The following is a 12,330-nucleotide window of genomic DNA, read 5'->3' as shown; positions in this document are numbered from 1 at the left end:
CATTGACTCAGAACACGAGCCATGCGGCGCTGGCCAGCACGATGATCATCAAGGCGGCGGTCACCGTTCGTTCGGACATCCATCCCACCACGCCAGACACCGTTCCCCAGGCCGCCTGCACCGGGCTGCGCAAGGCACCGCACAGGCTCAGGTGCTCACTCAAAGCGGAGCGGTTGAGCGCAGAAATCTCCGCCGGCTCACCGTACGAAGAGGTGTCCCAGCTGGGTTGCAGAGAAACAGTTTTTGACATGGCAGCTCCTGATGAACGGTGAAGGGGCTGGCGATTTGCAGCGTTCATGGGTTGTAGGCCAGAGGGGGCGCATCGTCTGTTCGTTGACGCACGCAGGTGCCCGTTGCAAGCCCGTGACGGGAACGTGGTGAATGAGCGCCAGCGCACAGACCCGGCCGCTATCAACGCGCAAATTCGGTGCATCGTTTCCAGATCTGAAAGGATCACCATGAACCAGTACAAGTCTTTCCTCGCACTGCGCCAGAGTGGTGCAGTGATGGCCGTCTGCGGCGCCATCTTTCTGGCCGGCTGCGCGGCCCCGGACTACCAGACCGCGCCACCCGGCTATCCCTACCCCGACTCGCAGGCGCAGCCCGGACAGCCGATGGCGCAACCCGACTACCGCCGCCGTCCGAATGAAACCCTTTACGAGGCAAATGTGACCTCCATGCGCGCCGTGGTCGCTCCGGGCCCGCAGCGTTGCTGGATCGAGCGCGAGCCCGTGGCCCAGCCCCGGCACAACGTGCCGGGCGCGATTGCCGGCGGTCTGATCGGCGGCATCCTGGGTCACCAGATCGGGCGCGGCACGGGCCGCGACATTGCCACCGTGGGTGGCGCCGTGGCGGGTGCCGCCGTGGGCTCCAACGTGGGCCGCAACAACGCGCCGCAGACGCAGGACGTGCAACGCTGCACCACCGACACCAGCGCCGCCACCGAATATTGGGAAGTGACCTACAACTTCCGCGGCACGACGCACTACGTGCAGATGACGACACCACCGGGACGCACCATCCTGGTGAACGGCAACGGCGAGCCGCGCATCTGAACACCTCGCACCGATCTCCCCCCCTTTCCACGCCACGCGCGGGGCTTGCCCCGAGCTCGGCGTGGATTTTTTTGCCCGCGAAGGCGTGGCTGGAAATTTGACATGTTGAAGAAGAAAGTGGTGTTGGTCACCGGCGCCGGTTCCGGCATCGGCCGGGCGGTTGCCCTGGTGTGCGCACGCGAAGGCGCAGCCGTGCTCGTGAGTGACATTGACGCGGCCAGCGCCAAGGCCACCGCGGAAATGGTGCGCGAGCTGGGCAGCGAGGTGCTGGCAGTGGTTGCCGACGTGGGCAATGCCAGCGATTGCAAGAACCTGGTGGAGCGCTGTTGCGCGCACTTCGGTCGACTCGACGTGGCCTGCAACAACGCTGGCGTGGGCGGCCAGAGCCTGCCCACGGCCGACTACCCGCTCGAGGAGTGGGCGCGCGTGATCCGGGTGAACCTCAGCGGCGTGTTCTATGGCATGAAATACCAGATCGAGGCGATGCTGCGAAACCACCCAAGTGGCTGCGGCTCCCGCGGCGCGGTGGTCAATGTGGCCACCATCCTGGGTTCGGTCGGGTTCGCCACGGCACCGGCCTACGCCGCTGCCAAACACGGCGTGGTGGGCCTCACCCACACCGCCGCGCTGGAGTACGGCACGCAGGGCATCCGGGTCAATGCGGTCGGCCCGGGCTTCATCCGCACACCCATGATCCAGCCGCTCGAAAGTGATGCCGCCGCGGTGGCAATGCTGATCGCGGCGCACCCGATCGGTCGCCTTGGCGAGGCCGAAGAGGTGGCAGAACTGGTGGCCTGGCTGGCCTCGGATCGAGCCTCGTTCGTCACCGGCTCCTACCACCCGGTGGACGGCGGCTACCTCGCCCGCTGAAGGCAGCTTCTAGACGCCGACCGCGACGAAGCGATCGGTTCGCGCGGCCCTTCGAACCGACTGCAGATCTTCATGCATGGCCTGCGCCGGGCAGGCGCCGGCCAGCCAGTCGTTGGGCGTGACGAACCAGAGCGCGAGCTCGGTGTCCTCGAACACGCCGCGCAGGTCGGACAGCAGTGGGCGCATGCAGGCATGCACGGCGGCTCGCGGCAGATCGAACTGGAACAAGGGCAACATGAAACCCCACGGACTCTCGATCGCGACCACCGATTGCGAAACGATCCAGCGGGCCACCAGCGAAACCGGCTGCACGATCGACAACTCGGCGTTCTCCTCGCAGCGGTGCCGGATCAGCTCGGACAACTCGTCGCCGCTGGCAAGACCGCCACTCTCGGCAAAAGCCTGAGCGGTGGTGGCCCAGTGATCGATGGGCGAGAGGACCGGCACCCGACTCTCGATTTCGTCGAGGAACGGCGAGGACCGGAAAATGGGCCTGCATTTCGATCGGAGCCATGCTTCTTCTCCTGGGCACAGGGAGGCATCCCGCATGCCTCCTCAGCCTCGAAGCTTGGCCTTTGAAACAGCCGCGGTCTGTGCGGTGGCAGACATGGGGTCCAATACGCACATGACGCCCCCCACAGCCCCGCCCGCCTCTTTCAACGACACCGAACAACGCCTCACCGAGCTGGAAATCAAGGCCAGCTACGCCGAGGACCTGCTCGACACCCTCAACCAGCAGGTCGCGCGCCAGCAGGATCAGATCGAATTGCTGCTGCGCGAGGTGAGCCGCCTGCGCCAGCGCGGAGAAAGTGGCGCTTCCGTGGCCCCCCGCGATCCGCGCGACGAGCTGCCGCCGCACTATTGAACGCTGCGGCTACTGCCGCACGAGCTTGATCGTGCGCCCGTTGTCGAAGGTGCCTTCGAGCGTTTTGTCGTCGGTGCGTTGCAGCGTGGCCTTGCGGTCGCGGCAGCCGGCAACAGCGCTCGAAGCATCCAGCTTCAGGTCCAGCCTGGCGGCAGGGTCACCGGTGATGGACAGCGGCAGCGGCCGGCCCACACAGGCGTCGCGCTTGTCCTTGTCGCTGCGGGCGTAGGTGGTCCAGGTGCCGGTGCCACCCTTCAGCTCCACCATGGCCTCGCGACCTTCTGCACCCTCGGTGGCGAAGGTGGCGCGCCAGTTGCCATCCAGCGTGGCCTGGCTCCAGACCGGTGGGGCAAGAAGACAGGCAAGGACGATCAGGCAGAGGTGGTGTGGCGTGCGCATGGCGCGCATTCTCGCGCTAGCCGAGCCATTGCGCCACCGTGATCGCTCCCAGGCGCGCGCCGGGCCCGGGAATCAGCGTGTCTTTGCCAATGCGGGAACCGAAGTAGCGCGCCTGGTCATCCGTGACGACTTCGCGCGCATCTTGCCGGGCCTGGAAAACCCGCCGGATGAGGGCGTCGAGCGGCACCGCCTCCGGCCCGCCCACTTCCAGCATGCCGTTGGCAGGCGCCTGCACGGCAACGTCCGCCAGCGCAGCCGCCACATCGGCCGAAGCAATGGGCTGCAACGGTGCCGAGGGCAGGCGCACGGTCTCCCCTTCGGTGTTCACCTGGGCGATCGGCATCAGGAACTCGTGGAACTGCGTGGCGCGCAGGATGGTGAAAGGCACGCCACCCGCGCGGATCAATGCTTCCTGCGCGACCTTGGCTCGGAAGTAACCGCTGTCGGGCACACGCTCCGAGCCCACCACCGACAGCGCCACGTAGTGCTGCACGCCAGCGCGCGCGCTGGCCTCCAGCAGGTGGCGGGTGGACGAGCGGAAAAAGTGCATCACGGCCTCGTCCTCGAACGAAGGCGAATTGGTCACGTCCACCACCACCTGCGCGCCCGCCAGGGCTGCGTCCAGCCCTTCACCGGTGACGGCGTTGACGCCGCTGGAAGGCGAGGCAGGGGTGACGGCGTGTCCCGCCTGTTCGAGCAGGCGGGTGAGCTGTTTTCCGATGAGGCCGGTGCCTCCGATGATCACGATGTTCATGGGATCTCCTTGTGTGAGTGGTTTCAGGCGATGTCTTTTTCGGGCACCGGCGCGCGGAGGCCCACGCACACGCGGTTCCAGGCACTGATCTGCGCGATGGTCCAGCACAGCTCGACGATCTCCTGGTCGCTGAACTGCGCCTGGAGTGCGGCGAACTCGGTGTCGCGGCTTCCGTGGTGTTCCACCAGCCGGGTCAGGGACTCCGCCCAGTCCAGCGCAGCGCGCTCGCGCGGGCTGTAGAGGTCCGCCTCGCGCCAGGTGACGAGGCTGTTGATGCGCTGCCAGGTTTCAACGTGCTTGCGCAGGTCGCGCACGTGCATGTCGACGCAGAACGCGCAGCCATTGAGCTGCGAAACGCGCGTTTTCACCAGGTCCATGAGCGGTACGCCCAGCGTGGAGCCTGCGGTGGTGGCGCCCACGGCCACCATGGCCTGGAAAGTCTTGGGTGCGATGTCGGTCCAGGGAAGTCTTGCGGTTTTCATGATTCGCCTTGATGAGGTGGTTGGGATACACCTCACAAGACGGTCAGGTCGGCGGCTTTGTGACAGACCCTTCGCGACCGAGTGCGGTGGCGATGCGCGCGAGCTTGTCGGGGTTGCGCTGCACGTGCAGGCGAAGGATGCGTTGGCCGTCCGTCACGAACGACTGTGCCGATTCCAGCGCGCCATTGACGAAGCGCAGCAAGCCCCACTGCCCGTTGAGCACCACGACCTCGAAGCGCACGGCGTCACCGAATCGTCGGTGGGTGGCGTAAAAGAGTTGAGCGATCCGACGGTCGCCCACGATGGGCACGCCGAAGCTGGGCACTTTGCCGCCGCCGTCGCCCACCAGTTGGGCGTCTTCGGCCAGCAGGTTCTTGAGGTCGTCGAAACGCCCGCTGGAAGCCGCTTCAGCGAACCCGCGCAGCAACCGGAGCTGGTCCTCGCGCGAGACGGTGTGGCGCGGTCGCTCGTCCTTCAACTGCTCGCGGGCGCGGTGCACGATCTGGCGGCAGGCGCTTTCCGTCTTGCCCAGGGCCTGAGCCACCTCGCCGTAATCGGCGTCGAACACCTCGCGCAGCAGGAAGGCCGCGCGCGCCTCGGGCGCCAGGCGTTCGAGCAGGACCAGCAACGCCACCGAGACGTCGTCGGCGCGTTCGACCAATTGTTCCGGTGTAACCGGCGATTCCGCCATCAGCGGCTCGGGCAGCCAGGTGCCGATGTAGTGCTCGCGCTGCACTTTGGCGCTTCGAAGCCGGTCGATCGCCAGTCGCGTGGTGACGGTGACCAGCCAGGCCTCGGCGTTGTCGATGTCCGTCGGGCGGTTCTCGTGCCAGCGCAGCCAGGCGTCCTGCACCACCTCCTCGGCTTCGGCGGACGTGCCGAGCATGCGGTAGGCCATGCCCTGCAGTCGCGGGCGCAATCGGTTGAAGGTGTCGGTCGGCATGTTCATCAGACGTTTCAGCCGCCATTTTGTGACAGCGATCACATTCGCTTCGTGCCGGTCGGAGGGACTGCACCGCCCGTCCCGCGCGCGTGAGGGCGTGCGCGGAGAACCCTGACAATGCAGGCAGGCGACAGACGCCCACAGAAGGAACATGTCAGGTGTCTTGCATCCATGGGAAGCCCCGATGATCGAACAGCGGTTCGGTGAGGAACCCTATACCGCCGGGCTGGGCGATCCGCCCGGCTACCAGCCGCCCCGACGCATGAGCCGTCGCCAGCGCATGGCCCTGCTGATCCTGTTCACCGTGAGTGCGGTGCTGGCCATGCTGATCTGGCACGAAGTGCAGACCTCTTATTGGCAGGCCCGGGAGCTCAACAGCTACGCCGCCGGCCTGCGTCACCATGTGGCGCCGGGGCCGGCAGAGCAGATCCGCTTCCCGACCGAAGGGCCATTCGACGAAAGGCTTGGCTATGTGGCCATTCCGGGCTTCGCAGAGCGCCTTCGGGCGCGTGGCTTCCAGATCACCGGGCAAGCACGCCAGAGCGAATCGCTGCAGGCCCACCTGGCGCGCGGCTGGTTCGCCCCGTACGCCGAAAAAACCCACACCGGCCTGACCGTGCTCGATTGCAGCCGTGAGCCGCTGCACGCGTTTCGCTACCCCTACCGGCGCTTCGAGCGTTTCGAGAGCCTGCCGCCGGTGGTGGTGCAGGCGCTGCTGTTCATCGAGAACCGCGACCTGCTCGATGCCGAACGCCCCGAAATGAACCCGGCGGTGGACTGGGTGCGCTTCACGCGCGCGGTGATCTCGCAACTGGGCAGCCAGATCGATCCCGACATCGACACACACGGCGGCAGCACGCTGTCCACGCAGATCGAAAAGTACCGCCATTCGCCCGGTGGCATCACCCACGATGCGCGCGAAAAACTGCGGCAGATGATCTCGGCCTCGGTGCGGGCCTACCAGCAGGGCACGCAGACCATGCCGGCGCGCCGCCAGCTGGTGCTGGACTACATGAACACCGTCCCGCTCTCTGCCGCGCCGCGCCACGGCGAGGTGCACGGTCTGGCGGACGGCCTGTGGGTGTGGTTCGGTACCGACTTCGAACGAGCGCAAAGTCTGCTCACCGACCCGTCTGCCGAGGCCGACGCGAAGGGGCAAGTGCTGCGACAGGCGGTGGCGCTGATGATTGCGCACCGGCGCCCTTCCCACTACCTCGGCCAGGGCCGCAAGGACCTGGACCAAAGCACCGACTCCCACCTGCGCCTGCTGGCCACGGCCGGCATCATCGACAACGCCTGGCGCGACGCTGCCCTGCGGCAGACGCTGGTGTTCCGCGACATGGAGAAGGACCCTCCGCTGCTGCCCTCCACCGCCAGCAAGGGCACCACCGCCGTGCGCACGCGGCTCGCGGGTATGCTCGGCACGTCGCTGTACAGCCTGGACCGGCTTGACGCCGAGGCCAGCACCACCCTGAACGGCAAGCTGCAGGAGGCCGTGAGCGATTACCTGGGCCGACTGAACGAGCCGGACTTCGCCAGCTCGCAACAGCTCATGGGCGAGCGCCTGCTTCAGCCGGCCACGCTCACGGAGGTGCGTTACAGCTTCACCCTGCTGGAGAGCACGCCGCAGGGCAACCTGGTGCGGGTGCAGACCGACACCACGCAGCAGCCGCTGGACATCAACGAAGGCAGCAAGCTCGAGCTGGGCTCCACCGCCAAACTTCGCGTGCTCGCCACCTACCTCGAACTGGTGTCCGAACTGCACGCCAGGCTCGCCACCCTGGAGCCGGCTGCGCTGCGGGCCACCGAAGTGAGCCGGCAGGACACGCTGACCCGCTGGGCGGTGGACCATCTGAGCGGCCAGAGCGACACCAGCCTCCCCGCGATGCTGGAAGCCGCCATGGATCGGCGTTTCTCCGCCGATCCCGGCGAGCAGTTCTTCACCGGTGGTGGGCTGCACAGCTTCCACAACTTCAACCGCTCCGACGACGCCCGCAACCCGACCCTGCGTGAATCCATGCAGGCGTCCATCAACCTGCCCTTCGTGCGCCTCATGCGCGAGGTGGTGCGCCACACCATGTACCAGGTGCCCGGCAGCACGGCGAAGCTGCTGGAAGACGAACTCGATCCGCGCCGAGAGGCCTACCTGGCGCTCTTCGCCGACCGCGAGGGCCAGGCCTTCCTGCGCCGCTTCTGGCGCAAAACCGACAACCAGACGCCGCAGGAACTGCGCGCGATGCTGCTCGATGGATTGACCCCCAATGCCGATCGGTTGAGCGCCGTGTTCCGCTACCTGGAGCCCGAGGCCTCGCCCGAAGCGCTGGGTGTCTTCCTGGCCACGCGGCTGGGAGACAGGACACCGGAAGCCGAACGCCTGGTCAGCCTGCACGAGCGCTTTGCGCTCGAGGCCTTCGACCTGCCGGACCGCGGCTATGTGGCCCGCGTGCACCCGCTCGAACTCTGGCTGGTGGCCTACCGGCTGAAGCATCCCCAGGCCACACTGGGCGAAGCCATTGCGGCCAGCGCCGCCGAACGCCAGGCGGTCTACCGCTGGCTGTTCCGCACGCGCGCCAAGGACGCACAGGACACCCGCATCTACACCATCCTGGAGGTAGAGGCCTTCCTGGAAATCCACCGCCGCTGGACCCGCCTGGGTTACCCCTTCGGTCACCTGGTGCCCTCGCTGGCCACCTCGCTCGGCAGTTCGGGCGACCGGCCCGCAGCGCTGGCCGAACTGATGGGCATCATCGTCAACGGCGGCGTGCGCCGACCCACGCACCGCATTGCCGACGTGAAGTTCGCGCAAGGCACGCCTTGGGAAACCGAGCTGCGCCCGACGCCCGCCGAAGGCGAACGCGTGATGGCGCCGGAGGTGGCGCAGGCGCTGAAGAAGGCTTTGTCGGAGGTCGTGGAGGCCGGCACAGCGCGGCGGCTGGCCGGCAGCTTCCAGAGCAAAACCGGGGAAGACCTGTCGCCGGGGGGCAAGACCGGCACCGGTGACAACCGCGTGGTGATCAAGGGACGCAGCGGCCAGGCCATGAACCGCACCGCCACCTTCGTGTTCTACCTTGGTCCCCGGCACTTCGGCAGCATCACCGCCTACGTGGTGGGGCCCGACGCGGCGAAGTACCGGTTCACCTCGGGCCTGCCGGTGCAGATCCTGCGCTCGATGGGGCCGGTGCTGCTGGCCCACCTCGACGGCAGCCCAGGCAGCGGGTGTCCCCGCGAACCCTAGGCCTGAACAGCGCGGGCTAAACTGGCCCGAATGGCTACCCCACCCGACCTTGATCCCACCGCCACACTGCGCTTCATTCTCAACGGCCGGTCCGGCAGCCAGGACGGCGACGGCACCCGCGCAGCGATCGAATCCACACTGCAGGCGGCTGGCCGGGCCGGCGAACTGAACTATTGCGAGCCCGGCGAACTGCCACAAGTCGCGGCCAGGGCGGCCAGGCAGGCGCTGGCGGAGCGTTCGGCCATCGTGGCCGTGGGCGGTGATGGCACCATCAACGCGGTGTCGCAAGCCGCGCATGCATCGGGCTGCGCCATGGGCGTGATCCCGCGCGGCACCTTCAACTACTTTGCTCGCACGCACGGCCTGCCACTCGACGTGGCCGAAGCCACCGCGCAGCTGCTGGCCGCACGGCCCGTGCCGGTGCAGGTCGCTGCCATCAACGAACAGGTGTTTCTCGTCAATGCCAGTGTGGGCCTGTACCCGCAACTGCTGGAAGACCGGGAGGCCTGGAAGTCGCGCTTCGGGCGCAACCGGCTGGTGGCCCTGGGCGCGGCCTTTGCCACCTTGATGCGGACACCGAACCGCCTGAAGCTGAGCATCGAGCTCGACGGCATCAAGCGCGAATTGCGCACGCTCACGCTGTTCGTGGGCAACAACCGGCTGCAGCTGGAACAGGTTGGGGTGGCAGAGCAGAAAACTGGCGCAGCAAAGCCGGACAGCGGCCGCGTGACGGCTGTGGTGCTCAAGCCCATTGGCACGCTGGGCATGCTGCGGCTGATGCTGAGCGGCGCCCTGGGTTCGCTCGGCGAGGCCGAGGGGATCGAGCATTTCGAGTTCGAGCACATGGTGGTGAAACCGCCGAGCGTGATGCGACTGCGCCGCATGAAGGTGGCGTTCGACGGCGAGGTGGCGCGCATGGCGCCGCCGCTGCGGTTTCGCGTGATGCCCGAACCGCTGTACCTGCTGAAGCGGGACACCACCGCGAAGGACGCGGCTTGAGCGTCGCCCTGCAGATCTCCGATCCGCATTTCGGCACCGAGGTGCCCAAGGTGGTGGAAGCCCTCGCGCGTCTGGCCTCGCAACTGAAACCGGATCTGTTGGTGCTCTCGGGCGACATCACCCAGCGCGCACGCGCCGCACAGTTCGAGGCGGCAAAAGCTTTTGTGAGCCGCATCGACGCGCCGTTGCTGGCGGTGCCCGGCAACCACGACATTCCATTGATGAACCTGTGGGCGCGGCTGGCGCACCCGTATGCGAACCACCAGGCGTCCTTTGGTGGGCAACTCGAACCTGAATTCGAATCCCGAGATCTGCTGGTGCTGGCGGTGAACACCACGCGCGCGCTGCGCCACAAGAACGGCGAGGTCTCATCGACCCAGGTGCAGCGCGTGGCAGAGCGGTTGAAGAATGCCCGTACCGATCAACTGCGCGTGGTGGTGGTGCACCAGCCCATTGAAGTGATGCGGCCGCAGGATGAACCCGATCGCCTCATTGGCCACACGGCGGCGCAACAGGCCTGGGCGGCAGCGGGTGCCGACATCGTCCTGGGCGGACACATCCACCTGCCCTATGTGCTGGCGTTGCCCGGTCTGGCGCGGCGCATGTGGGCGGTGCAGGCGGGCACCGCCGTGTCGAGCCGTGTGCGGCGGGACGTGCCCAACTCGGTGAACGTGTTGCGCTGGTCGGCCGATCAGGGTGTCTGCGTGGTCGAGCAATGGGACCACGTGGCAACCAGTCAGGCGTTTGAACTGCAGCTCGCGACGCGCCTTGACGTGGCGCGTGCCACCTGAGCCGACACGTTCAGCCGAACATCATCGATCGGTGTGCCGAGGCGCCCGCCATGGCGCCAGCCCCCACCGAAATCGCCACGTTGCCGGCCGCGCGCGCAGCGTCGCCACAGGCGAAAACACCCGGCACGGTGGTGGCCTGCATCGCATCGGTGCGAATGAACTCTCCGGTGGGTCCCTCGTCCATCTCGCAACCGAGCTGATCCGCGACGGCGCTGGCGACGCGGGTTCTGGTCACGGAGAAGAGGCCGTCCATCACGAACCGCCGGCCGTCGCGCAGTTCCACGGTGGATGCATCCACAAGCCGCGTCACCGCGCCCTCCTCCACCTTCACGCCACGCGCGGCCAGCGCAGCGCGCTGCTCGCCGTCGGGCACGAAGGCGTCGTTGAGGAACAGCGTGGTCGTGCCCCAGTCGGGCAGCATGAGTGCGTGGTGCATCGACATGGGGTTCGATGCCAGCACACCGATGCGGCCCTCATTGAGTTCGTAGCCATGGCAGTAGGGGCAATGGAACACGCTCACACCCCAGCGCTCGCGCAGACCATCGATGGCGGGCAACTCATCAACCACTCCCGTGGCCAGCACCAGCTTGCTCGCCTGCGCGATCTGACCATCGGGCAACGACACGCGAAATCCATCGCCCTCGCGCTCTGCCTGCGTCGCCGTGCCATCCAGCCATCGCAGGTTCGGATACGCCAGCAGCTGCGCTCTGGCTTCGGCCGCGATGGCATCAGGTGCCTGCCCATCACGCCCCAGGAAGCCATGCGATGCGCTGGCGAAGCGATTTCGGCGCAGGTTCGAGTCCACCACCAGCACGCGTCGGCGCGCGCGTGCCAGTTGCAGCGCGGCGGACATGCCGGCGTAGCTGCCGCCAATCACGATGGCGTCAAGGGATTCGGTGGAGGTGTTCATGGTGGTGGCTGGCATGGGGGTGTTCGGCAAAGCGCCGGTTGAAATCGGCCGCAAGGTCGGCCAGGGTGACGCGACCCAACCTCTGCACCAGCAAGCTGTGAGCTTCCTGCAGCGCGCCCGACAGGGCCTCGTTGACGGCCTGTTCGACCAGACAGTCGGGCTTGTCCGATCGGTGGCCCACGGCGAAAACGGCGGGCGCACCCACGGCCTCGTACACGTCGCGCAGCGTCACCGTGTGCAGATTGCAAGCCAGCACCCAGCCGCCGCCATGGCCCTTTTCAGAGCTCACGAAGCCTGCGTTGCGCAGACCAGCCAATGTGCGGCGCACCACCACCGGACTGCCCTGCAGGCAAGCTGCCAACGCCTCAGAGGTCATGGGCGCATCGCTCTGCGCCATGTGCAGCAGGAGGTGAAGAATGGAGGAGAGTCGGCTATCGAGTTTCATGTAACTTCTGAGGTTACATGAAATCAGGATGCCCCTCCCGCTCGAGGGGAATTGAGCTATTTCGCCAGCGCGCGGCCCGAATGCACCGCGCCCGCGCGCGACTCGATCACCGCCTCCACCTCGTGGCGCAAACCGAGCAGGAAGCCGAACTCGGCGACCACGAAGAGTGGGCCGATGATGAGGCCCATGATGTCGTCGACAAAGGCCGGCTTGCGGCCCTCGAAGATGTGGCCCACGAACTGGATCACCCAGCCCACCACAAACAGGCCAATGCCGAGCGTGGCCCAGGTGCCGGTGGACAGCGTGGCGGTGGTGTGGGCAAACGCCAGGCAGGCCGCGAGCAGCAAGCCCATGACGATGCCGTAACGCAGGTCCAGCCGCAGGTAGTAAAGCGTGGCGGCGATCACCGCGAACGTGGCGGGTGTCAACGACAGCCCCGCCAGCTCGAACGCCGGGCGCGCGAGCAGCACCACGACGGAGAGCACGATCATGGGAATGCCGATGAAGTGCGTGACGATGTTGCGCCGGTCGCGGTGGTAGGCGGCGTAATTGCTCAGCTGGTCGTTGAGGGTTTTCATGGTG

Annotated in this window: 15 protein-coding genes; 6 read left to right on the top strand and 9 right to left on the bottom strand. The window is 66.9% G+C overall.

All coding sequences use genetic code 11. The features are described 5' to 3' along the window. Positions 1-7 precede the first annotated feature (7 nt). Positions 8-250 carry a hypothetical protein gene (locus CAP37_RS03680; RefSeq protein ID WP_086122927.1) on the bottom strand — a complete coding sequence of 81 codons (243 nt, stop codon included), beginning with the start codon at positions 248-250 and terminating at the stop codon, positions 8-10. Positions 251-458: 208 nt separating this feature from the next. On the opposite strand from CAP37_RS03680, the gene CAP37_RS22110 reads away from it, so the two are divergent. Together CAP37_RS22110 and CAP37_RS03670 are read left to right on the top strand one after the other, a co-directional pair. Beyond that, complete coding sequence (locus CAP37_RS22110; RefSeq protein WP_306297824.1) at positions 459-1,055, top strand: glycine zipper 2TM domain-containing protein; 597 nt, start codon at positions 459-461, stop codon at positions 1,053-1,055. Between the two features lie 102 nt (positions 1,056-1,157). After that, positions 1,158-1,925: an SDR family NAD(P)-dependent oxidoreductase gene (locus tag CAP37_RS03670; protein ID WP_086122926.1), complete on the top strand. Its 768-nt coding sequence runs from the start codon at positions 1,158-1,160 to the stop codon at positions 1,923-1,925. A gap of 9 nt (positions 1,926-1,934) precedes the next feature. On the opposite strand, the gene CAP37_RS03665 is transcribed toward CAP37_RS03670, so the two are convergent. Then, on the bottom strand, positions 1,935-2,372 hold the full coding sequence (locus tag CAP37_RS03665) for a hypothetical protein (RefSeq protein WP_086122925.1): 438 nt from the start codon (positions 2,370-2,372) through the stop codon (positions 1,935-1,937). 178 nt (positions 2,373-2,550) lie between these two features. On the opposite strand from CAP37_RS03665, the gene CAP37_RS03660 reads away from it, so the two are divergent. Beyond that, positions 2,551-2,790, top strand: a complete 240-nt coding sequence (locus CAP37_RS03660) for a SlyX family protein (RefSeq protein WP_086124801.1) — start codon at positions 2,551-2,553, stop codon at positions 2,788-2,790. Between the two features lie 9 nt (positions 2,791-2,799). On the opposite strand, the gene CAP37_RS03655 is transcribed toward CAP37_RS03660, so the two are convergent. Genes CAP37_RS03655 through CAP37_RS03640 form a run of 4 tightly spaced genes read right to left on the bottom strand, consistent with a single transcriptional unit; the run spans position 2,800 to position 5,374 of the window. Further along, positions 2,800-3,189, bottom strand: a complete 390-nt coding sequence (locus CAP37_RS03655; protein ID WP_143435869.1) for a hypothetical protein — start codon at positions 3,187-3,189, stop codon at positions 2,800-2,802. Positions 3,190-3,205: 16 nt separating this feature from the next. Then, positions 3,206-3,943: an SDR family oxidoreductase gene (locus CAP37_RS03650; RefSeq protein WP_086122923.1), complete on the bottom strand. Its 738-nt coding sequence runs from the start codon at positions 3,941-3,943 to the stop codon at positions 3,206-3,208. 23 nt (positions 3,944-3,966) lie between these two features. Next, positions 3,967-4,425 carry a carboxymuconolactone decarboxylase family protein gene (locus CAP37_RS03645; RefSeq protein WP_086122922.1) on the bottom strand — a complete coding sequence of 153 codons (459 nt, stop codon included), beginning with the start codon at positions 4,423-4,425 and terminating at the stop codon, positions 3,967-3,969. Between the two features lie 43 nt (positions 4,426-4,468). Further along, positions 4,469-5,374 carry an RNA polymerase sigma-70 factor gene (locus tag CAP37_RS03640; RefSeq protein WP_086122921.1) on the bottom strand — a complete coding sequence of 302 codons (906 nt, stop codon included), beginning with the start codon at positions 5,372-5,374 and terminating at the stop codon, positions 4,469-4,471. 178 nt (positions 5,375-5,552) lie between these two features. Between CAP37_RS03640 and CAP37_RS03635 the strand changes: the two genes are divergently transcribed. Genes CAP37_RS03635 through CAP37_RS03625 form a run of 3 tightly spaced genes read left to right on the top strand, consistent with a single transcriptional unit; the run spans position 5,553 to position 10,393 of the window. Continuing rightward, positions 5,553-8,603, top strand: a complete 3,051-nt coding sequence (locus CAP37_RS03635; protein ID WP_218776819.1) for a transglycosylase domain-containing protein — start codon at positions 5,553-5,555, stop codon at positions 8,601-8,603. A gap of 30 nt (positions 8,604-8,633) precedes the next feature. After that, positions 8,634-9,602 (top strand): diacylglycerol kinase family protein, encoded by a 969-nt coding sequence (locus CAP37_RS03630; protein ID WP_086122920.1) that lies wholly within the window; start codon positions 8,634-8,636, stop codon positions 9,600-9,602. Further along, positions 9,599-10,393 carry a metallophosphoesterase gene (locus CAP37_RS03625; protein WP_086122919.1) on the top strand — a complete coding sequence of 265 codons (795 nt, stop codon included), beginning with the start codon at positions 9,599-9,601 and terminating at the stop codon, positions 10,391-10,393. The genes CAP37_RS03630 and CAP37_RS03625 overlap by 4 nt, the downstream gene beginning before the upstream one ends. A 10-nt stretch (positions 10,394-10,403) precedes the next feature. Here CAP37_RS03625 and CAP37_RS03620 read toward each other — a convergent pair whose 3' ends face one another. From CAP37_RS03620 to CAP37_RS03610, 3 genes are read right to left on the bottom strand one after another with little or no spacing between them, the layout of a single operon-like run. Beyond that, positions 10,404-11,303: an NAD(P)/FAD-dependent oxidoreductase gene (locus CAP37_RS03620; RefSeq protein ID WP_086122918.1), complete on the bottom strand. Its 900-nt coding sequence runs from the start codon at positions 11,301-11,303 to the stop codon at positions 10,404-10,406. Next, a complete protein-coding gene (locus tag CAP37_RS03615) occupies positions 11,278-11,748 on the bottom strand; it encodes an Rrf2 family transcriptional regulator (protein ID WP_086122917.1) in 471 nt (156 codons plus the stop codon). The genes CAP37_RS03620 and CAP37_RS03615 overlap by 26 nt, the downstream gene beginning before the upstream one ends. Before the next feature lie 56 nt (positions 11,749-11,804). After that, entirely contained in the window at positions 11,805-12,326 is a 522-nt protein-coding gene (locus tag CAP37_RS03610; protein ID WP_086122916.1) for a DUF962 domain-containing protein, read from the bottom strand. Between the last annotated feature and the right edge of the window lie 4 nt (positions 12,327-12,330).

This window comes from Hydrogenophaga sp. IBVHS1, assembly GCF_002127265.1.
Lineage (GTDB): Bacteria > Pseudomonadota > Gammaproteobacteria > Burkholderiales > Burkholderiaceae_C > Hydrogenophaga.
This window is presented reverse-complemented; position numbering and strand designations above follow the sequence as displayed.